The 19,446-nt window shown below is 63.6% G+C and carries 21 protein-coding genes and 1 pseudogene; 10 read left to right on the forward strand and 12 right to left on the reverse strand.

Annotated features, from left to right (window positions below; genetic code table 11):
* The first annotated feature begins 407 nt into the window (after positions 1-407).
* Positions 408-812 carry a hypothetical protein gene (locus IF803_RS40275; protein WP_461195925.1) on the forward strand — a complete coding sequence of 135 codons (405 nt, stop codon included), beginning with the start codon at positions 408-410 and terminating at the stop codon, positions 810-812.
* A 99-nt stretch (positions 813-911) separates the two neighbouring features.
* Entirely contained in the window at positions 912-1,283 is a 372-nt protein-coding gene (locus IF803_RS40280; protein WP_461195926.1) for a hypothetical protein, read from the forward strand.
* A gap of 142 nt (positions 1,284-1,425) precedes the next feature.
* Here the strand turns inward: IF803_RS40280 and IF803_RS40285 are convergent, their stop codons facing one another.
* Positions 1,426-1,698, reverse strand: a complete 273-nt coding sequence (locus tag IF803_RS40285; protein WP_461195927.1) for a hypothetical protein — start codon at positions 1,696-1,698, stop codon at positions 1,426-1,428.
* 6 nt (positions 1,699-1,704) lie between these two features.
* Here IF803_RS40285 and IF803_RS40290 point away from each other — a divergent pair, with 6 nt between their 5' ends.
* The 3 genes from IF803_RS40290 to IF803_RS40300 all read left to right on the forward strand — a co-directional run bounded on the left by IF803_RS40290 (position 1,705) and on the right by IF803_RS40300 (position 3,113).
* A complete protein-coding gene (locus IF803_RS40290) occupies positions 1,705-1,917 on the forward strand; it encodes a hypothetical protein (RefSeq protein WP_461195928.1) in 213 nt (70 codons plus the stop codon).
* Between the two features lie 156 nt (positions 1,918-2,073).
* The gene (locus IF803_RS40295; protein WP_461195929.1) at positions 2,074-2,586 is read left to right on the forward strand and encodes a hypothetical protein; all 513 of its coding nucleotides are present in this window, start codon (positions 2,074-2,076) and stop codon (positions 2,584-2,586) included.
* A 134-nt stretch (positions 2,587-2,720) separates the two neighbouring features.
* Entirely contained in the window at positions 2,721-3,113 is a 393-nt protein-coding gene (locus tag IF803_RS40300) for a hypothetical protein (protein WP_461195930.1), read from the forward strand.
* 339 nt (positions 3,114-3,452) lie between these two features.
* Here IF803_RS40300 and IF803_RS40305 read toward each other — a convergent pair.
* Positions 3,453-4,094, reverse strand: a pseudogene (locus IF803_RS40305) (magnesium chelatase domain-containing protein); the annotation flags it as partial.
* A gap of 721 nt (positions 4,095-4,815) precedes the next feature.
* Between IF803_RS40305 and IF803_RS40310 the strand changes: the two are divergent.
* Both IF803_RS40310 and fsrB read left to right on the forward strand, forming a co-directional pair.
* Complete coding sequence (locus IF803_RS40310) at positions 4,816-6,807, forward strand: TonB-dependent siderophore receptor (protein WP_461195931.1); 1,992 nt, start codon at positions 4,816-4,818, stop codon at positions 6,805-6,807.
* Between the two features lie 28 nt (positions 6,808-6,835).
* Positions 6,836-8,125: a siderophore utilization protein FsrB gene (gene fsrB / locus IF803_RS40315; RefSeq protein WP_461195932.1), complete on the forward strand. Its 1,290-nt coding sequence runs from the start codon at positions 6,836-6,838 to the stop codon at positions 8,123-8,125.
* A 95-nt stretch (positions 8,126-8,220) separates the two neighbouring features.
* Here the strand turns inward: fsrB and IF803_RS40320 are convergent, their stop codons facing one another.
* From IF803_RS40320 to rsmI, 4 genes are all read right to left on the reverse strand, one after another.
* Positions 8,221-9,192, reverse strand: coding sequence for an MBL fold metallo-hydrolase (locus IF803_RS40320; protein ID WP_028341770.1), 972 nt, complete (start codon positions 9,190-9,192; stop codon positions 8,221-8,223).
* A 187-nt stretch (positions 9,193-9,379) separates the two neighbouring features.
* Positions 9,380-10,327, reverse strand: a complete 948-nt coding sequence (gene gshB, locus IF803_RS40325) for a glutathione synthase (RefSeq protein ID WP_461195933.1) — start codon at positions 10,325-10,327, stop codon at positions 9,380-9,382.
* 25 nt (positions 10,328-10,352) lie between these two features.
* Positions 10,353-10,739, reverse strand: a complete 387-nt coding sequence (locus IF803_RS40330) for a YraN family protein (protein WP_038382707.1) — start codon at positions 10,737-10,739, stop codon at positions 10,353-10,355.
* On the reverse strand, positions 10,726-11,679 hold the full coding sequence (gene rsmI / locus IF803_RS40335) for a 16S rRNA (cytidine(1402)-2'-O)-methyltransferase (RefSeq protein ID WP_461195934.1): 954 nt from the start codon (positions 11,677-11,679) through the stop codon (positions 10,726-10,728). The genes IF803_RS40330 and rsmI overlap by 14 nt, the downstream gene beginning before the upstream one ends.
* Before the next feature lie 322 nt (positions 11,680-12,001).
* Between rsmI and IF803_RS40340 the strand changes: the two genes are divergently transcribed.
* Entirely contained in the window at positions 12,002-13,216 is a 1,215-nt protein-coding gene (locus IF803_RS40340; RefSeq protein WP_461195935.1) for a penicillin-binding protein activator, read from the forward strand.
* Positions 13,217-13,291: 75 nt separating this feature from the next.
* Here IF803_RS40340 and hemW read toward each other — a convergent pair whose 3' ends face one another.
* Genes hemW through rph form a run of 3 tightly spaced genes read right to left on the reverse strand, consistent with a single transcriptional unit; the run spans position 13,292 to position 15,796 of the window.
* Positions 13,292-14,449 (reverse strand): radical SAM family heme chaperone HemW, encoded by a 1,158-nt coding sequence (gene hemW, locus IF803_RS40345; RefSeq protein WP_461195936.1) that lies wholly within the window; start codon positions 14,447-14,449, stop codon positions 13,292-13,294.
* A complete protein-coding gene (gene rdgB / locus IF803_RS40350) occupies positions 14,436-15,071 on the reverse strand; it encodes an RdgB/HAM1 family non-canonical purine NTP pyrophosphatase (RefSeq protein ID WP_461195937.1) in 636 nt (211 codons plus the stop codon). The genes hemW and rdgB overlap by 14 nt, the downstream gene beginning before the upstream one ends.
* A gap of 11 nt (positions 15,072-15,082) precedes the next feature.
* Positions 15,083-15,796 carry a ribonuclease PH gene (gene rph, locus IF803_RS40355; RefSeq protein WP_028341764.1) on the reverse strand — a complete coding sequence of 238 codons (714 nt, stop codon included), beginning with the start codon at positions 15,794-15,796 and terminating at the stop codon, positions 15,083-15,085.
* A gap of 170 nt (positions 15,797-15,966) precedes the next feature.
* On the opposite strand from rph, the gene hrcA reads away from it, so the two are divergent.
* Both hrcA and grpE read left to right on the forward strand, forming a co-directional pair.
* Complete coding sequence (gene hrcA, locus IF803_RS40360) at positions 15,967-17,055, forward strand: heat-inducible transcriptional repressor HrcA (protein WP_016841498.1); 1,089 nt, start codon at positions 15,967-15,969, stop codon at positions 17,053-17,055.
* Between the two features lie 165 nt (positions 17,056-17,220).
* Positions 17,221-17,826 (forward strand): nucleotide exchange factor GrpE, encoded by a 606-nt coding sequence (gene grpE / locus IF803_RS40365; protein WP_028341763.1) that lies wholly within the window; start codon positions 17,221-17,223, stop codon positions 17,824-17,826.
* 39 nt (positions 17,827-17,865) lie between these two features.
* On the opposite strand, the gene IF803_RS40370 is transcribed toward grpE, so the two are convergent.
* From IF803_RS40370 to IF803_RS40380, 3 genes are all read right to left on the reverse strand, one after another.
* A complete protein-coding gene (locus IF803_RS40370; protein ID WP_461195938.1) occupies positions 17,866-18,291 on the reverse strand; it encodes a VOC family protein in 426 nt (141 codons plus the stop codon).
* 68 nt (positions 18,292-18,359) lie between these two features.
* Entirely contained in the window at positions 18,360-19,211 is an 852-nt protein-coding gene (locus IF803_RS40375) for an AraC family transcriptional regulator (protein ID WP_461195939.1), read from the reverse strand.
* A gap of 22 nt (positions 19,212-19,233) precedes the next feature.
* Positions 19,234-19,446 (reverse strand): isochorismatase family protein (locus tag IF803_RS40380; protein ID WP_461195940.1); only part of this gene is annotated, 213 nt, incomplete at its 5' end.

Raw genomic sequence — 19,446 nt, forward strand, 5'->3', positions numbered from 1 at the left:
CCTCCCTGCGTCACGAGCCCGGCGAAGCTCTCTCATCCTGATTGACGCTCCACTGTCACCCTGATTGCCGCGCGGCAAATCTGCCGCAGCCTGCATCAATCAGACGCACTCCGTGCCACGAAGCTCAATGCGCTGCGCACTCAGCTCGGTCGCTTGATCGACCGAGCGTTAGACGGAAGCTTAAATGTTGGCAGACATCAGGCGAAGCTTCCCGCGATGATTCCAGTATTGCGGGAAATACAAGGTACGAGAAGGGGGAAGTCGGCTTAGCCGCTTTCGTAAGAAAGTTTGCTGACACGAATGCGGCGTCAGTTTGTGTCGGATCGAAACCATCGAATACTCATTCTCGCGACGGTCCGTGGCTCAGCTGCGAACCGCTCGATTCACCAATGTGAAGAGGAGAATGAATGATCAACAAGAATGTGCTGACCAGCGGGCAGCTGCGCGAAGTTGATTCTACCAAAGGCCTAACTGTCGATCTTGCGGATGCTCGGAGAACTGACGAGCTGCTTAAGGGGCTTGGGTTCACGCCGGAGATCTCGCTGGACGGTTATGCGGAGCTCTTGGAGGTTCGCTTCGTCAATCCAACGGAAGTTACCGTCGGAACTGTGCTCGATCAAAATGTTTATGCGATCGAAGTTGGAGACGGACGTGCCGAACTCTGGCTCGACGAGCAGGCATACATCCAGAGCTTTCGCTTCGAGAACGTCGCGGTTCAATTCGCGAAAGGCACTCTGACGGTCGGTGATCTCGAAACGAATGTAGACGAAGTCTCTGAAGGTCCATCGAGCACTCAAACCGAGCAATCGTAACGACTTCGAAGAAATCGGATCCGTGGCGGGGTCACCAAAACGACCCTGCCACATCAAAGAGCATGGCACGACATCCCGACATCGGAGCGCGGAGAAAGAATGGCAGATAGCAAGAGTGAGTTCACCAAGCGGCTGCGGAATCGGATCAAATACGGTGGGATTAGCGGAGGCGAAGAGAAGTCGCCCCCAAACTACAGCTCGGTTCAGGCAAAACTCAGCGGCGTTGGCGTCATCTTCGATGCTGATACTTACGAATACGACGTTCAGACCGAATCCGATCACAGCTTCACGATGCACACCGTTAAAGCCAAAGACGGCCGCGAAGCGTACTTCGAGGTAAAGGAGGGCAAGCTGTATGCTTTCTTGTCCTTTGGGCTGAACGTTGAAATCTGGCAGGGATTGCTGGTGATCGGAGCTCGGTCCTACAAGGACGACGTAAGGGCGCGGAAAAGATCCCCTCGGCATAGATAACTTATGAGCAAGCGAAGCCACTTCCGTTGCGAAGCGGCTTCGTTGATTTCAGCGTCGAGGAGTCCTATCCGGAGAGAGCGTCGATTTGGTACAACACCGACCTAAGACAAACGGCCCACGATATGCGGCTCGAGGTAAGTTACTAACCGAAGGTGTCAAGCAGGCCACGCGGAAGTGGCTCGCCGAAGCCGCCGCAGACTTCAATGATCCGATGGTCTTTACGCTCCTGTTCAAGGACGCCTTGATAGGGGAGAGCGGAGAGATCGTCCGCCCGTCTCCGGACATTGTCCGCCTTGAGATCAAGAGATTCACGAATCGGATCGATCGTGCCGTCTTCGGAAGGTCGTTGCAGCGATTCAATTGCCGTATACGCCGTATTCCCATCTTGGAGTACGGGGTAGATCGCGGATGGCATTGCCACATGCTCATCGAGAGACCCGCACGTGTGCTGGAGGTCCGGTTCCGGCACATCGTCCGGGTTGAATGGTTGAGATCACCTTGGGCGATCGGCTTCCACGCCCGCGAAGGTGATTCCGGCACAGTTGGTTATCTGACCAAGGAGCGATCGAAAGGTGAACTGGAGACTTGGACTGACACGATTGTGACCGAGGCAATGGTGCTGGACACTAAATAGTCCTGCATACGGCTTGAACCTGTTGGTGCTTCGATCATCCTCGTTAAACGTGTGTCTCATCACCATACAAGGATCAGGAGAGTCACTTCTGAGCCTTATCTAAACTATTGTTAATAATGATCATCTGAGTGCAATCAACGGCAATAATGAGCTGCAATGAAACCACGTGGACAATTGATCATCGATGAGTTCGAGTTGTTGCGAAGTGTGGCTGGGAAATCTGGATTACAGCTGCCCCCAGAGATCACTCAGCGGAAGCAGCATCTCCGCAAACGCGACCAGTTATTCAAAAAGCTCAAGCTGGACCCCAATAACGAGCATCATGTCGCCTTCCTGTGCTCGATTGTTTACGACCATTTATATCTCAATAAGCCATCAGCTACCGAGATTAAGTTTGGGGACGATGAGGACTTCGACGTACTCGAACGGTTTATAAGGTTCGCCAAGTCAACCCGGTTGAAAAGTCCTAGCGTTATCCGCCGCCTGTTTATCAAGAAAGATGAGACCGTTCGAAAAGAGCACGGAAAAGATGCTTCAGGTGATCGGTTTCGCATGCGCCTCAATCGTGCAGCGAAGAAGGCCATTGCTGGGAAAATGAAGCTGACTGCAAAGCGCGAAGCGCGATTGAATTCGATTATGGCGGCAGTAGAGGACGTTTTCCAGAAGTGAGTTGAAGAGGCAGAACATGAAGGGTCTCGCTTGTTCAGCGGAGACGGCAAGACAGCTTGAGTTCGAAGTCGCAAACCATATTCGTTGTCCAGCGGTCCAATGATGGACCGTTCAGATTTGTTGAGGATGACGACATGAAGGAAATGGTTGGACGTGCTGCGTTTATGAACGCGATCCATCACGAAGAAAACCTTACTCATTTTACCGGCGTAAGGACCGATTGGCATATCGAGGGAATTCTTTTTAATATCGAGGGCTGCGATTATAGCGTCAGCAACGACGACGGTTTCTCTATGCATGAAATCAAGTTCTCAGATGGCTCCGAGTGCTATTTCGAGGTGCTCTTCGATGGGACACTGAGCCATTTTATGGCGAATGCGTTCGTCGAGGTGCGCGGCGGTTTCCTGGTCGTCAGTTCTCGATCAACCTTTGAGGATAGCAGACGAGCGCAGAGGGGCGGCGTAGCCACGCACGTCGGCGGGCGCGGCCGGTCCACGCGTGAGCATCGAATCGTCGAAGTCGAGTAATCACCGCCGGCGTCTCACTGACCGCCCAGAATTCACGCAGACCCATCGTCGCAACTTCGCCGTCGTCCCGCCGCTGATGAAGCGGCGGGACGTTCTTGCGTAAAGATGTTGGAATAACCAGCAGAGCCCTTATCGCTCGATCGCAGCGACGGGGATTTGCCTTCGAGGCCAGCACTGCCAACAAAGCCTGTGTGACGGGTAAGCCGATCAACTAATCTGGCGGTGTCCGAAATTTCAGGGCAACAGGTCAACGCGAAGTGGGCCAATCAAATACGGATCAAAAGGCCATCACTTAAAGACAAGATGGCCAATTAATCTGGAATCAAAAGGACATCACTTAAGCAGATGATGACCGCCGGCGGCGGCGATCTCGAGCGCGCGTTTCGCGCTCTCCTGGCCCTTGATGTCGCGCAGGTCCAGAAGCGTTTCCTCGCGCTCATGCACCTTCGGCTGCGGGCGCGACAGCACCTGCGTGCCCTTGAAGTGGTTGGCGATCTGGATCAGCGAGTGTGCCGCGATGATCTGGATGTCCGGACTGGCCCAGGCGGCTTCCGAGCCGCAGCCGGCCGGGCAGATCAATCCCTCGTCGCGCGAATTGGCGCCGATTGCCGCGGGCAGCACGCCCGCAACGGCTGCGATCGAGCCGTCGAGCCCGAGCTCGCCGAGCACGGTGAAGCCGTTCAGCGCATCCGGCGGGATCGCGCCGATCGCCGCCATCAGGCCGAGCGCGATCGGCAGGTCGTAATGGCTGCCCTCCTTGGGCAAGTCGGCCGGCGCGAGGTTGACGGTGATGCGGCGGGCGGGAAGTGCGAGGCCGGAGGCGATCAGCGCCGAACGCACGCGTTCGCGGGCTTCCGACACCGCCTTGTCGGGCAGGCCGACGATCGCGAACGCCGGCAATCCCGGCGCGACCTGCACCTGCACGTCGACCGCGCGGGCCTCGATCCCCTCGAATGCGACGGTGGAAACGCGCTGAACCATGCTGCCCCTATCTTGCGCAATCGAGGGTAGCGGAACCGGGCGGCAAGTGCAAGAACATTACAAGAACATTCGCGGCGCCGAGGGCTGGTCATCCGGTACCAGTTCACCGCGCGGCGCATCCGCTTCCGGCCGGTGCGCAAGCGTCAGGCGTCGCTCGCGATGACGCGTGTTTCTCGCGATCGAACACAGCTCGCGTCGTCGACAACTGCAGGAATCATTTTCAAGAATCATTCCAGCACGCACGAGCATCGCGCTTATTGTCGCAGCGTGTCGTCGATTTCCTTGCTGTTTCAGTGTTCGCATACTGATCGCGCGCGCAGTCTCGATCTATTCCAACTGCCGAGGTCTGTACTCGCGAGCCCCGCGCTGTAGAGCCGGATCACAAATCCATCCAGGCTGATATCAGGGGCGCCTTCGCGTGATCGATCGACTTGCTTCGCATTCCACCCGTCAACATCCAGCGCTGCGAACGATCGGTCTATGCACCGCCGCCGTCCTTGCCGCAGGAGTCACGATCGAACGCGCCGACGCGCAATCGGAACTACCGCCGGTGAGCGTGGACGCGCCTCAGCAGCGCGCGATCACTCCGAATGCAAAACCGGTTCGTCGTCCGGTGACGGCACGCACGAGCCGCGCCACCCGCGCGGCTCGATCCCAGCAGGCGACACCGCCAGCGGCGGCACGATCCGGTGCCGGCGCCGGAGAGCGAGCCGGCGGTCCGGTGGTCGGGTTCGTTGCCACGCGTTCGGGCACGGCGACCAAGACCGACACGCCGCTGATCGAAATCCCGCAATCGATCTCGGTCGTCACCACGGAGCAGATCAGGAACCAGGGTGCGGAATCGGTGGGCGCGGCATTGCGCTACACCGCAGGCGTCAGCGGTGACGTGAATGGCGGCTCGGACACCCGCTTCGGCGGCTTGCAGATCCGCGGCTTCGACATGACGATGCCGGGCCTCTATCTCGACGGCTTGCGGCTGCCGAGCAGCAACTATGTGCACTTCCTCGGGCTCGATCCGTACGGGGCCGAGCGCCTCGAGGTCCTGAAGGGACCATCCTCGGCGATGTTCGGCGGCAGCGGCACCGGCGGCATCCTCAATTATGTCAGCAAGCTGCCGACCGCGCGCGAGTTCGGCGAAGTGTCGCTGTCCGGCGGCAGCTTCAACCGCTATCAGGGCGAGTTCGATATCGGCGGCCGCGCCAACAAGGAAGGGACAGTGCTGTGGCGCCTGACCGGCGTCGCGCGCGATGGCGAGACCCAGGTCGACTACACCAAGGACAATCGCGTCTTCATCGCTCCCGCCGTCACCGTGAAGCCGAACGAGGACACCACGATCACCTTCCTCGCGAATTACCAGAAGGAACGCACCGGCTGGGGCCTGCAATTCCTGCCGCCGTCCGGCACCGTCTGGGCCAATAACGGCCGCTACATTCCGAACACGCGCTTCGTCGGCGAGCCCGGCTTCAACCAGTTCGACACCGAGCAATCCTCGGTCGGCTACATGCTGTCGCACGACTTCAACGAGGCGCTGACCTTCCGCCAAAACCTGCGCTATTCGTGGATGCACAACGAGCAGAAGAGCTTCTACGGCACCGGCTATGCATCGGCGGCCGACGAAGCCGCGGGCCTATTGTCGCGCGGCGGCGCCGGCGGCAGCTCGACGATCGATTCTTTTGCGGTGGACAACCAGCTGCAGGGCAAGTTTGTCACCGGCATGCTGAGCCACACGACGCTGTTCGGCGTCGATTACCGCAACACCTCGTTCCGCGACATGGCCTCGAGCTACAGCACCGGCAAGCTCAACGTCTTCGCGCCGGTCTACACCAACAGCTGGACCAACAACGGGCCGTATGACGACACCGGCATCAAGCAGTCGCAGGCCGGCCTCTATCTGCAGGACCAGATCAGGCTCGGCCGGCTGTCATTCCTGCTTGGCGGGCGGCAGGATTTCGTCACCACCGATCTCGACAACAATCTCGCGAGGACGTCGACCTCGACCGATGCCTCGGCATTCACCGGCCGGGCCGCCGTCATGTACAATTTCGACAACGGCATCGCGCCCTATTTCAGCTATTCGGAATCATTCCTGCCGGTGCTGAGCATCAACGCCGCCGGCGAGCTGCTGAAGCCGGAGTCCGGCGTCCAGTACGAAGTCGGCGTCAAGTACCAGCCGGTCGGCATCAATGCGCTGATCACGCTGGCCGCCTTCGACCTCACCCGATCCAACGTCGTCACCTACGCCCCGCCGTCCTATTTCGCGGAGCAGACCGGCGAGGTCAGGTCGCGCGGCATCGAGCTCGAAGGCACCGCGACGCTTGTCGAGGGCGTCAATATCCGCGGCGGCTACGCTTATGTCGACGCGGTCGTCACCAAGGATCCCGTCAATGTCGGCAAGGCGCCGACCACGGTCCCGCTCAACCGCTTCTCGCTGTGGGGCGATTACACCGTCCAGGGTGGCCCGCTCGCCGGCGTCCAGTTCGGGGCCGGCATCCGCTATGTCGGATCGACGTTCGGGGACGATGCCAACACCTTCAAGGTGCCGGCATCGACGGTCGTCGATGCGCTCGTCGCCTACACCAGGGACAATTATCGCCTCTCGCTCAACGTCACCAACCTCGCCGATACGCGCTACGTGGCAGCCTGCTACGGCAACACCAGCTGCTTCTACGCGGAGGGTCGCAAGGCGATCGCGAAGCTGACCTATCGCTGGTGATCACCCCGAACAACCTGCTGAAATGCCCATGAGACCAATCTTCGGACGACTGCATCGCTGGGCGGGTCTTCTCACCGCGGCCTTCCTGTTCTTCTCGGGCGTCACCGGCGCGATCATCTCGTGGGACCACGAGATCGACGATGTGCTCAACAGGAAGCTGTTCGAGGTGACGAGCTCCGGACCCGCGATCCCGTCGGTCGAGCTCGCCCGGCTGATCGAGCAGCGCGATCATCGCGCCCGCGTCGTCCACATGTTCATGACGCCGGAGAAGGGCGAGTCGCTGTGGTTCTTCGTGCTGCCGCGGATCGATCCGGCGACCGGCAAGCGTTACACGCTCGACTACAACCAGGTCTTCCTGGATCCGAACACCGGCGCCGAGCTCGGACGCCGCTATTGGGGCGCGGTCTGGCCGGTGACCCGCGAAAACTTCGTCTCGTTCCTCTACAAACTGCATTACACGATGCATATCCCCGAATTCTGGGGCAGCGATCGCTGGGGCATGCGCTTCCTCGGCGTCATCGCCGTCATCTGGACGATCGATTGTTTCGTCGGCTTTTACCTGACCCTGCCGTCGCGGCGGCGCGCAAGGGCGGAGCGGGCGTCGGCGATATCGGGCCCGCGCGGCAAGGGTTTCTGGGCCCGCTGGGCGCCGGCCTGGAAGATCAAGACCTCAGGCAGCGCCTATCGAATCAATTTCGACATTCATCGCGCCTTCAGCCTGTGGACCTGGGCCTTGCTGTTCGTGATCGCGTTCACGGCATTCTCGCTGAACCTCTATTTCGAGGTGTTCTCGCCGTTGATGAAGACCGTGTCCAACTACACGCCGACACCTTACGAACAGCGACCATACCGTCATCTTGACGATCCGATCGAGCCAAGGATGACCTATGCGGAGATCGCCACGCGGGCCGCGGCCGACGGCAAGGCGCGCGGCTGGACCACACCGATCGGTTCGATCAATTATGGTCCGGCCCACGGCGTCTATGCGGTCGCATTCTTCGAGCCGGGCGACGAACACGGCGCCGCGGGCGTCGGGCCGGCGCACCTTTACTACGACAGCGAGGACGGCCGTCCGCTCGGCGAGCGGCTGCCATGGGTCGGCACCGCGGCCGACGTGTTCGTGCAGATGCAGTTTCCATTGCATTCCGGCCGGATCGCCGGCTTGCCCGGGCGCATCCTGATCTCGCTGATGGGATTGGTGGTTGCGGCGCTGTCGGTGACGGGCGTCGTGATCTGGTGGCGCAAGCGTCGTGCGCGGATTGGCGCGCGAGAGACGATGCGCACACGCCCCGAGAGTCGCCTTGCGCCGGCGGAATAGGCCGGGCGCCCCGTGGGCTCCTTGCACCGGGCGGCAAATGCATTCGGGAGCGGCGGCGGCCGCTCCCGAGGCAGCCCGTCTTCGCAATCAGTCCGTCACAGGTTCATCTGCATCGGCTCTGGATAGTAGTGGAAGCCTTCGCCGACCTTGGCGACGTGGCCGTAGCCCGGCCAGGCGAAGTGATAGGACATCACGGCCGTCTTGTTCGCGGCCAGCATCTCCAGCAGCTTGACCCGCGAGTTCGCCGCCTGCTTCGGATCGGTGTCGTAGGAGAACTCCATCCGCGGACGCTCCAGCAGCAGCACCGCGTGATGCGAGAGGTCGCCGAGGAACGCGAAGGATTTGCCGCCCGAGCTCACCATGAAGATGGTGTGGCCCACGGTGTGGCCGGGCGCTGCGATTGCCGTCACGCCGGGCAGGAATTCCTGGCCGTCCTTGAAGAACACGATGCGGTCGCGCACCGGCAGCAGGTTCTTGCGGGCATGCACGATGAAATCCTTCAACGGACTGCCCATCTTGCCTTCGTCGGTCCAGAATTCGAGATCGCTCTGCGCGATGTAGTATTGCGCATTCGGGAATAGCGGCTTGTCGTCGGCGCCGACAATGCCGCCGATATGATCGATATGCGCGTGCGACAGCACGACGGCGTCGATGTCTTCCGGCTTGATGCCGGCTTCCTTCATGCTCTTCTGCTGCCGGCCGGTGGTCTTGCCGAACAGTTGCGAGGTGCCCATGCCGGTATCGAACAGGATCAACTTGTCGCCGGTGTTGACGATCGGCGAATTCTGCTCGAGCACGACATTGTCGGGCGAGAGGAAGTTGTCGGAGAGCATCTTCTTCACCTCCTCCTTCGGCACACCGGTGAAAGTGCCGGAGGGATCGCCGAGCGGAAGCGGCCCGTCGGATACGACGGTCACTTCGGCTTCGCCGAGCATGAAGCGGTGCCAGTAGGGTGTCTGCGTGCCGAGCTTCGGCGCGCGTGCCTGTGCGGTGCCCCCGAGCAGGGTGCTGGCGCCGAGACCGGCGCCGAGCGCGAGCAAGGATCGTCGTGAGACATTGAGCGTCATAACGTCTTCCTCCACATTTTTTATGAGATTTTCGCGTTGTTGCCCGCGCGTTGACCCGCTGCTTGACCTGACGCAGGCGAGCGGATGCTGCCCTCGCCCGCGCAAGCTGGCAAGAAGAATAAGGAGAACGCATGCGCGATCGAATGCTGGCTAAATTTCAGCCAGCTGTGCGGCGCACAAGGGAGGGTTATCTGGCGGCGCGCTTCTTCTCGATGGTATCCCAGATCATCGCCGCGACGTCGGGGCCATTGAGCCGCTGGATTGCGCGGATGCCGGTCGGCGAAGTGACGTTGATCTCGGTCAAATTGCCGTCGATCACGTCGAGGCCGACGAACATCAGACCAAGTTCGCGCAACGAGGGCCCAACGGTGGCGCAGATTTCGCGCTCGCGATCCGAGAGCTCGGTCGCCCTGGCCGCGCCTCCGCGCACCATGTTGGAGCGCAGATCGTCCGCTGCCGGCACGCGATTGACGGCGCCGGCGAACTCGCCATCCACCAGGATGATGCGCTTGTCGCCATGCTTCACCTCGGGGAGGAAGCGCTGGATCACCCAGGGCTCCTTGAAGGTGACCGAGAACATGTCGAACAGCGAGCCGAAATTCATGTCCTGCGGCATCACGCGGAAGACCGCGGCGCCGCCATGGCCGTGCAACGGCTTCATGACGACGGCGCCGTGCTGGTCGCGGAATGCGTTGATCTCGTCGAGATCGCGCGAGATCAGGGTCGGCGGCATCAGCTGCGGGAAATTCATCACGAACAGCTTTTCCGGCGCGTTGCGTACGCTGGCCGGGTCGTTGACGACCAGCGTCTTCGGATGGATGCGCTCGAGCAAATGGGTCGAAGTGATGTAGGCGAGGTCGAACGGTGGATCCTGCCGCAGCAGCACGACGTCGAAGCCGTTGAGCGCCTCGCGCTTCGCCTCGCCCAGCGTGAAGTGATCGCCGACCTCGTCGCGCACGGTGAGGGGCTGCACCGGCGCTATCAGCTCCTCGCCGCGCAGCGACAGCTTGTCGGGCGTGTAGTAGGAAATGCCGTGGCCGCGCTTCTGCGCCTCGAGCAGCAGCGCAAAGGTCGAATCGCCGCGGATGTTGATGCGCGCGATGGGATCCATCTGGACGGCGATCTTCAATTTCATAAGCGTGTCCCGCGAGGTCTTGAGGTTAATTAGGGCTGGCGTCGAATGCCGCTAACAGATGGCGCGGCAGGCTCTTCGGCGCAATCAGCACGGCGTCGAATCTGAGATCAAATTCGGCATGTTCGGGATGCGCCATCAGCCAGGCCTGGGCGGCATTGATGATGCGCAGCTGCTGCCGCGGCGTCACCGCATAGGCGGCGTCGTCGAGGCTGGCACGGGCCTTGACCTCGACGAAGGCCAGCAAATTGCGCCGGCGCACCACCAGGTCGATCTCGCCAAAGGGGGTGCGAAAGCGTCGTGCCAGGATGCGATAGCCCTTGGCGATCAGAAGCGCTGCGGCGCGGCTCTCCGCCGAGATGCCGGTCCGGAACGCCGCGACCCGCTCCGGCGAGGCGCTGTCAGTCTTCGCCATTGCCGTCCCCGGTGGTCTTCGCAAGCTCGAGGGCGCGGGCATAGACCTCGCGGCGCGGCCGGCCCGACAGCTCGACCGCATGGGCGACCGCATCCTTGACGCTGCCGCGGGCGAGCTGCGCCCGCAGCAGATCGTCGAGCGTATCCTGGTCCATCACCCCGGCATCATCGGCCGGCGGTCCGATGACCAGCACGAACTCGCCGCGCGTTTCCAGCGCGTCCGCGCTTGCCGCCAGCTCGGCGACCGGCGCGCGCGTGATCTCCTCGTGCAGCTTGGTCAGCTCGCGGCAGATCGCGGCATCGCGTCCGGCCATGATCGCGGCGAGATCGCGCAGCGTGTCCTGTACGCGGTTGCCCGATTCGAACATCACGAGCGTCGAATCGACCCTCGCGAGCTCGTTGAGCCGGGCGCGGCGCGCGTGCTCCTTCGCGGGCAAAAATCCCTCGAAGAAAAACCGGTCAGTCGGCAATGCCGCGACCGACAGCGCCGTCAGCACCGACGATGGCCCCGGCACCGCGATGACCGCATGCCCGGCGGCGCAGACGTCGCGCACCAGCTTGAAGCCGGGATCGGAGATCAGCGGCGTGCCGGCGTCGGAAACCAGCGCGATCGCGGCGCCCTGCGCCAGCCGCTCCAGGATTTTGGGCCGGGCCTGGGCCGCGTTGTGCTCGTGGTAGAGCGCGAGCTCGGCGGCGATCGCATAACGCTCGGTCAGCCGGCGCGTGATCCTTGTGTCCTCGCAGGCGATGACGTCGACACCGGCCAGCGTCTCCAGCGCGCGAAGGGTGATGTCGGCGAGATTTCCGATCGGGGTCGCGACCAGATGGAGCCCGGGTGCCGCCCTTGGCGCGGCCAATTGCTGGCCGCCGATCGAAAAGGTTCTGGCCGCAGCGCCTGTCGTGGCATCCGAACTCTGGAGGGAACTGGCTTTTGCGCGCATAATGCCAATCTAGAGCGTTTTCGAGCGAAGTGGGTACCGGTTCACGTGAAGAAAACGCGTCAAACCGAGAATCTAGAGCCCCGTTCCGATTCAATCGGAACGGGATAAGCTCTAGAGGGATGGCGGCGCTAGCGCCATATCCGCAAACGGCGGCGACGGAACGCTGCCTGACGGGGGAAATGGAGGCCGCGGCAAGGGCGCCGCGGGGCCATAATCCTTTTGTTTTAGTTAACTATTCGCCGAGAATATGCCTGAATCCACCCGCCTCATCAGAGCTGGATGGAGTCCTGGCTGATCACGGTCGGCCAAGAGAAGAGAGACGATGGAAGGCCCGCATCACCGCAAGTCCCCGCCGTCGGGCACCACCCGGCGGACCGCGCTCGGCCTCCTCGTGGGCGCGCCGCTGCTGACGGCCTGTTCCGGCGTGCAGCAAAGCTTGAGCCAGTTTTCCAGCCCGCTCGGCGGCAACCAGGAAGGCGGTCCTGCCGGGCCGCAGCAGCAGCCGCAGGCGGTCGGCACCGGGCAGGTCAAGATCGGGCTGATCCTGCCGCTGTCGGCGTCCGGCAATGCCGGGCTTGCCGCCCAGTCGATGCGGAACGCGGCCGAAATGGCGCTGGCGGAATTTCAGAACCCGAACATCCAGCTCCTGATCAAGGACGATGGCGGCAGCGCGCAGGGCGCATCGCAGGGTGCCCAGCAGGCGCTGTCCGAAGGCGCCGAGATCATTCTGGGACCGCTGTTCGCAGGCTCGGTGCCGGCCGTCGCGCAACTGACGCGGCCGCGCGGAACCTCGGTGATCGCATTCTCCACCGATTCGAGCGTGGCCGGGCGCGGCGTCTATCTGCTGAGCTTCCTGCCGGAGTCCGACATCAATCGCATCGTCGACTACTCGGCGGGGATCGGAAAGCGTTCGTTCGCCGCGATGGTGCCTGATAACGCCTATGGCAACGTGGTCGAGGCCGCGTTCAAGCAGGCGGTCGGCCGCAAGAACGGCCGCGTCGTCGCATTCGAGAAATATGGCGCCGATCGCGCGACGCCGGCGCGAACCGTGGCGCAGGCGCTCGGCCAGGCCGATGCGCTGCTGATCGCCGACGATGGTGATTCGGTCGTCGCGACCGCCGATGCCTTGACCGCGGCGGGCGCCAATCTGCGCAACATCCAGCTGCTCGGCACCGGGCTGTGGGACAATCCGCGGGTGTTCGCGAGCCCCGTCTTGCAGGGCGGCCTCTACGCCGCGCCCGATCCGTCCGGCTTCCGCAGCTTCGCCGGCCGCTACCGCAGCAAATATGGCGGCGAGCCGGTGCGCACTGCAACGCTTGCCTATGATGCGGTGGCGCTGATGGCGGCGCTCGCGCGCACGCAAGGCGCGCAGCGCTTTGCGCCGGAGACGCTGACCAATCCATCCGGCTTCGCCGGTATCGATGGTCTGTTCCGCTTCCGCTCCGACGGCACCAATGAGCGCGGCCTTGCGGTCATGAAGGTGGCCTCAGGCGGCAGTACGCCGGTCGCAGGCTCGCCGAAGAGTTTTGGCGCTTAATTTCGTCAGGCGGTCAAGCTGCCTTGTCGAGCGCCGGCACCCGCCAGCTACTTTGCATGGGGTTGTTTTCGATATTTAGGCCGCGAGATCCGCGACGACGGCGTCGAGCACCGGGAATCCCGACTTGGTCACGCGCAGCCGTCCGTCGGCATCGACGGCGATCGCGCCTTCCTCGCGCAGCATCGCGATCCGGTGCGGATCGAGCTGGCGGCCGGAGAGTTTCGCATAGCGCTTGGGATCGATCCCCTCGGCGAGCCGCAGCCCCATCAAGAGAAACTCGTCGGCGCGTTCTTCGCTGTTGAGGCTGTCATCGCTGACGACGCCGTGACCGCGCTCCTCGACGTTCAACAGCCATGCCTCGGGGCGCCGCTCGGTTGCGGTCGCGTGCCTGACGCCATCGATGTCGAGCCTTCCATGTGCGCCGGGGCCGATGCCGGCATATTCCTCACCGCGCCAGTAGACGAGGTTGTGCTTGCACTCGGCGCCGGCACGGGCGTGGTTGGAGATCTCGTAGGCCGGCAATCCCTCGCGGGCGCAGACCTCCTGCGTCACGTCGTAGAGGGCGCGCGCGGTCGCTTCGTCCGGCGTCTGCAATTTGCCGGCGGCATGCAGCCCGAAGAACGGCGTGCCTTCCTCGATCGTGAGCTGATAGAGCGACAGATGCTCGGCCGCTTCCGAGATCGCCTGCTTCAGTTCATCGGCCCACATCCGCGGCGTCTGGTCGGGGCGGGCATAGATCAGATCGAACGAGTAACGGTCGAATGCAGAGCGCGCGATCGCGACCGCGTCGAGCGCCTCGCGCGCGGTGTGCAGGCGGCCCAGTGCCTTCAGCGAGGCGTCATCCAGCGCCTGCACGCCGAGCGAGACGCGGTTGACGCCGGCAGCGCGATAGCCGCGAAAGCGCGTCGCCTCGACGCTGGTCGGATTGGCCTCGAGCGTGACCTCGACATCGCGCGCCACCGTCCAGTGCTTGCCGATCGCATCGAGCACGGCACCGACGGTCTGCGGCTGCATCAACGAAGGCGTGCCGCCGCCGAGGAAGATCGAGGACACCTGTCGCCCCGGCACGCGCGCGGCCGTCGTCTCGATCTCGCGGGCGAACGCGCGCACGAAGCGCTCCTCGTCGACCGGCGCATGCCGCACGTGGCTGTTGAAATCACAATACGGGCATTTCGACAGGCAGAATGGCCAGTGCACGTAGACGCCGAAGGCTGCTCGGTCAGCGTGGCTCAAGGCAGATCTCCGCGAGCTTCACGAAGGCGCGGGCGCGATGCGACAGGCCGAGCCCGAGCGGCGGCAGGCCGTGCTTCTCGATGCTGGTCATCTCGCCGAAGGTCCGTGTGTAGCCGTCGGGCAGGAACGCCGGATCATAGCCGAATCCGGCGGTGCCGCGCGGCGGCCAGACCAGGGTTCCATCGGCGCGGGCCTCGACCTCCTCGAGGTGATCGTCGGGCCAGGCCACGCACAACGCCGAGACGAAGTGGGCCTTGCGCCGGTCCGGTGCGGTGGCGCCGCGTTCCTGCAGCAGCCGCTCGATCCGCGTCATCGCCGCCATGAAATCCTTGCCCTCGCCGGCCCAGCGCGCCGAGTAGATCCCGGGCGCGCCGTCGAGCGCGTCGACCACGATGCCGGAATCGTCGGCGAAGGCGGGCAGTCCGGTCGCCTTCGCTGCCGCGATCGCCTTGATCGCCGCGTTGGCACGAAAACTGTCGCCGGTCTCCTCGGGCTCGGCGAGGTCGAGCTCGCCCGCCGACACCACCTCCACGCCGTGCGGCGCCAGCAGTTCCCGCATCTCGGCAAGCTTGCCGGGATTATGGGTGGCGATGACGAGCCTTCCGGTGATTCGGCGGTGCATGGCCAATCTGACTACGCCACCGCGATCTTTTGCAAGTCGACCAGACGCGCGACACCTTTGCGCGCCAGCGCCATCAGCGCCAGGAATTCGCCTTCCGAGAACGGCGTCTTCTCGGCGGTGCCCTGCACCTCGATGATCCGGCCGTCACCGGTCATGACGAAATTGGCGTCGGTGTCGGCTTCGGAATCCTCGGCATAGTCGAGGTCGAGCACCGGCGTGCCCTGGTAGATGCCGCAGGAGATCGCCGCCACATTGTCGCGCAACACATTGGTCTTCAGCATGTTGCGGGTCTTCATCCAGTTGATGCAGTCGGCCAGCGCCACCCAGGCACCGGTGATCGAGGCGGTGCGGGTGCCGCCGTCGGCCTGGATGACGTCGCAATCGACCGTAATCTGGCGCTCGCCGAGCGCCTCGAGATCGACGGCCGCGCGCAGCGAGCGGCCGATCAGCCGCTGAATCTCGACCGTCCGGCCGCCCTGCTTGCCGGCCGAGGCCTCGCGGCGGGTGCGTTCCAGGGTGGCACGCGGCAGCATGCCGTATTCGGCGGTGACCCAGCCGCGGCCCTGGCCCTTCAGCCACGGCGGCAACCGCTCTTCCAGCGTGGCGGTCACCAGCACATGGGTGTCGCCGAACCTCACCATGCAGGAACCCTCGGCATATTTGACGACGCCGCGTTCCAGCGACACGGGACGCAGTTCATCGGGTGCACGGCGGCTTGGCCGCATGAAATCCTCCAGAAATCCGAGAAAATTGGCTGGCCGTGCTTGTAGGAGGGGGAAGGGGCAGCGGCAAGGGTTTTCGGCCCCGGCTGGGTCCTGTACGACGGGGCCGAATGCATGCTTGTCATCGGCCCCTCGGATCGACAAATTATGCAGTAATTGTGAGGGACTGGAGTGTGACTCACCACGATCCGATTGGCCTGATCGCGCCGCATGCCGGGCTCGCCCAGCTCAACGAGCGTTCGCGCGACATTTTTCGTCAAATCGTCGAAAGCTATCTCGCGACCGGCGAGCCGGTCGGTTCGCGCAACATTTCGCGCCTGATCGCATTACCGCTGTCGCCGGCCTCGGTCCGCAATGTGATGTCGGATCTCGAGCAGCTCGGCCTGATCTATGCGCCGCACACCTCCGCCGGCCGGTTACCGACCGAACTCGGGCTGCGCTTCTTCGTCGACGCGCTGATGCAGGTCGGCGACCTCACCGAGGCCGAGCGCCAATCGATCCAGACCCAGCTTGCGGCCGTCGGCCGCGCGCAATCCGTCGAGGCCGCGCTTGGCGAAGCCCTGACGCGGCTGTCGGGGCTGACCCGCGCCGCGGCGGTGGTGCTGACGCAAAAGTCGAATGCGCGGCTGAAGCACATCGAGTTCGTGCGGTTGGAGCCGGAGAAGGCGCTGGTCGTGCTGGTCGGCGAAGACGGCCAGGTCGAAAACCGCGTGCTGGCGCTGCCGCCGGGTGTTCCATCCTCGGCCCTGACCGAGGCGACCAACTTCCTCAATGCGCGGATTCGCGGCCGGACGCTGGCTGAAGCGCGGCTCGAGCTCGAGACGGCATTGACGCAAAACCGCGCCGAGCTCGATCAGCTCACGCAAAAGGTGGTCGCGGCGGGCATCGCGAGCTGGTCCGGCGGCGAGAACGAGGACCGCCAGCTGATCGTGCGCGGTCACGCCAATCTGCTCGAGGACCTGCATGCGCTTGACGATCTCGAGCGCATCAAGTCGCTGTTCGACGATCTCGAAACCAAGCGCGGCGTGATCGATCTGCTCGGCCGCGCCGAACGCGGCGAGGGCGTGCGGATCTTCATCGGCTCGGAGAACAAGCTGTTCTCGCTGTCGGGTTCCTCGACCATCATCGCGCCCTACGGCGACGCCCAGGGCCGGATCGTGGGCGTCCTCGGCGTGATCGGACCGACGCGGCTGAACTACGCGCGGGTGATCCCGACCGTCGATTATGCGGCGCGCATCGTCAGCAAGATGCTGGGCGGCTGACCGGAGGGCGATTTCGCTTTCATTTGACGGGTTTTCTTCACCCAAGCCGGAGATCCCAGTTCCCGAGACCGGTATGTTGCGCTTGATTTTCGCCGCCCAAAGCACGATATCCCGGCAAGCAATCCCCAAGATTTGAACCGACGCGAGTTTTCGAGAAGGCAAGCCATGACCGATCCGAACCGGGCCAATGACAACACCGAGAATTCGGCGCCGACGGGTGAGCCCGTGGTCTCGAAGCCCTACATCATGCCTGACGAGCCCGAGGCCGGATCGGCCGAGGCGCTGACCAAGGAACTCGCCGAGGCGCGCGACCGCACGCTGCGCACGCTGGCCGAGATGGAGAATCTCCGCCAGCGCACCCGCCGCGAGGTCGCCGACGCCAAGACCTACGGCATCACCGGCTTTGCCCGCGACGTGCTCGATATCGCCGACAACCTGCAGCGCGCGCTCGATGCGGTGCCGGCCGAGACCAAGGAAGCCGCCGATCCCGGCCTGAAGGCGCTGATCGAAGGCGTCGAGCTGACCGAACGTTCGCTGCTCAACGCGCTAGAGAAGAACGGCGTCAAGAAGTTCGACCCGATCGGCGAGAAGTTCGATCCGAACTTCCAGCAGGCGATGTTCGAGGTGCCTGATCCGTCGGTGCCGTCGGGCACCGTGGTGCAGGTCGTGCAGGCCGGTTACATGATCGGCGAGCGCATCCTGCGTCCGGCCCTGGTCGGCGTCTCCAAGGGCGGCGCCAAGGCCGCCCCGACCGCCGACATCACTGCCTGATCTCGGCTGCCTGTTTGTGAGCTCGCGGATTGCGCGGGCTCACGGTCGCGGCTTTTCGTGTGCCTTCGGCCAATAGGTGCCGAAGCTCCAGAGATTTCCTTCCGGATCGCGGCAGGCGAAGTCGCGGCTGCCATAGTCGGTGTCTCGCAGTTCCATCTCGATCCTTGCGCCGGCAGCCTTGACCTTCGCGTGCAGCGCGTCGGGATCGTCGACGGCGATATAGATCGAGTCCGTGCGACGGTTGTCGAGGTCGCCGACCAGCCGGCCATATGCGTCGTCACGGCTCTGGCCCAGCATCAGCATCGAGGATCCATAGGCGAGCTCGGCGTGATGGATCACGCCGCCATCGCGGTAGACGACGTGTTCGGTGAACCCAAGCACCGTCGTGAGCCAATTGGTCATCGCCTCGGCGTCCTTGCAGCGCAGGGTCGGATAGATGCGGGGCGGTTCGATGTCGTGCGTCATGGTCGCTCACCTCCTTGGCTGACGGCGCCATCCTGCACGAGGCAACGCGGCCTCGGCTTGAAGGTTTGTTACCAGTCCGCCAGCCCATCGCCGGCGTGAACCAGCCGGCGGTCGGTCAGCGCCTGGCGGCGCGCCCAGGCGGTTGGCGGTTCGCCCGCGAACTCGACGAACTCGCGGGCGAGATGGGCCTGATCGGCATAGCCGCTTTCCGCCGCGATCCCCGCCCAGCCAAGCGCGGCGCCGCTTTGTGCCAGCCGGCTCGCCCGGTGAAACCGCATCATGCGCGCCAGCGATTTGGGGGCGAGGCCGAGCTCGGACCGAAACCGGCCGGCCAGATGCTTGCGGCTCCAGCCGATCTCATCGGCCAGTGCCGTGATGCTGACAGCACCGGCCGAACGCGCCAGTTTTCGATAGGCGAACGTGACTTCGGGAGACGGCATGTGGCCGGCGCGGCGCAGCACGAACGCCTCGATCAGGTCGAAGCGGCGCTGCCAGCACGCCACGGCGCCGAGCTGCTCGCGCAGACGACGGCCATCGTGGCCGAGCACATCGTCGATATCGACCATGCGCCCGACCAGGTCGGTCACGGCGCCACCGAAGAAGCTGTAGGCGCCGAGCGGCGTGAAATCGACCTGCACGCAGGCGGCGTGGCCGTCGGACTCGATGTAAACAGGCCCGGCATGCAGGCCGGCGGCGAAGCTGAGCTGACGATCGGCCGCGCCGGGCTCGCGCGACAGCGCGATCAGGAACGGCGAGCCGAAACTGATCAGCGGGACGATCAGCGGCGCGGTCTGCCGTTGTGCGAACCGGCCCGTCGCGGTCTCGCGATAACCGGTGATCCGGACGATCAGGCCTGCCAGGCGCGGCGATGGCAGGTGCTGCGCGAGATCGAATGCAAGGGGTGACACAGACGCGACCATGCGGATCTCGCGAGGCTGCGCCTTACGCGATATCCGAGGACTGGATGCGCTTGACGCCGGCCTTGGCCATGTCGTCCCAGGCCTTGGCGAGCGATCCCTGGGTGTCGATGCCGCGGCAGGCATCTTCCACCACATAGGTCTCGAAGCCGGCCTTGCGCGCATCGAGCGCGGTCCATGCCACGCAGAAGTCGGTGGCGAGCCCGGCCACGAAAACCCGCTCGACGTTGCGCGCCTT

Source organism: Bradyrhizobium sp. UFLA06-06, assembly GCF_054820065.1.

Coding starts and splice junctions, on each gene's coding strand:
- fsrB (WP_461195932.1), top strand. CDS start 6,836: ATGAGACCAATCTTCGGACGACTGCATCGCTGGGCGGGTCTTCTCACC.
- IF803_RS40295 (WP_461195929.1), top strand. CDS start 2,074: ATGAAACCACGTGGACAATTGATCATCGATGAGTTCGAGTTGTTGCGA.
- gshB (WP_461195933.1), bottom strand. CDS start 10,327: ATGAAATTGAAGATCGCCGTCCAGATGGATCCCATCGCGCGCATCAAC.
- IF803_RS40330 (WP_038382707.1), bottom strand. CDS start 10,739: ATGGCGAAGACTGACAGCGCCTCGCCGGAGCGGGTCGCGGCGTTCCGG.
- IF803_RS40300 (WP_461195930.1), top strand. CDS start 2,721: ATGAAGGAAATGGTTGGACGTGCTGCGTTTATGAACGCGATCCATCAC.
- IF803_RS40320 (WP_028341770.1), bottom strand. CDS start 9,192: ATGACGCTCAATGTCTCACGACGATCCTTGCTCGCGCTCGGCGCCGGT.
- IF803_RS40370 (WP_461195938.1), bottom strand. CDS start 18,291: ATGACGCACGACATCGAACCGCCCCGCATCTATCCGACCCTGCGCTGC.
- grpE (WP_028341763.1), top strand. CDS start 17,221: ATGACCGATCCGAACCGGGCCAATGACAACACCGAGAATTCGGCGCCG.
- rdgB (WP_461195937.1), bottom strand. CDS start 15,071: ATGCACCGCCGAATCACCGGAAGGCTCGTCATCGCCACCCATAATCCC.
- IF803_RS40285 (WP_461195927.1), bottom strand. CDS start 1,698: ATGCCATCCGCGATCTACCCCGTACTCCAAGATGGGAATACGGCGTAT.
- IF803_RS40275 (WP_461195925.1), top strand. CDS start 408: ATGATCAACAAGAATGTGCTGACCAGCGGGCAGCTGCGCGAAGTTGAT.
- IF803_RS40280 (WP_461195926.1), top strand. CDS start 912: ATGGCAGATAGCAAGAGTGAGTTCACCAAGCGGCTGCGGAATCGGATC.
- rsmI (WP_461195934.1), bottom strand. CDS start 11,679: ATGCGCGCAAAAGCCAGTTCCCTCCAGAGTTCGGATGCCACGACAGGC.
- rph (WP_028341764.1), bottom strand. CDS start 15,796: ATGCGGCCAAGCCGCCGTGCACCCGATGAACTGCGTCCCGTGTCGCTG.
- IF803_RS40290 (WP_461195928.1), top strand. CDS start 1,705: ATGCTCATCGAGAGACCCGCACGTGTGCTGGAGGTCCGGTTCCGGCAC.
- IF803_RS40340 (WP_461195935.1), top strand. CDS start 12,002: ATGGAAGGCCCGCATCACCGCAAGTCCCCGCCGTCGGGCACCACCCGG.
- IF803_RS40375 (WP_461195939.1), bottom strand. CDS start 19,211: ATGGTCGCGTCTGTGTCACCCCTTGCATTCGATCTCGCGCAGCACCTG.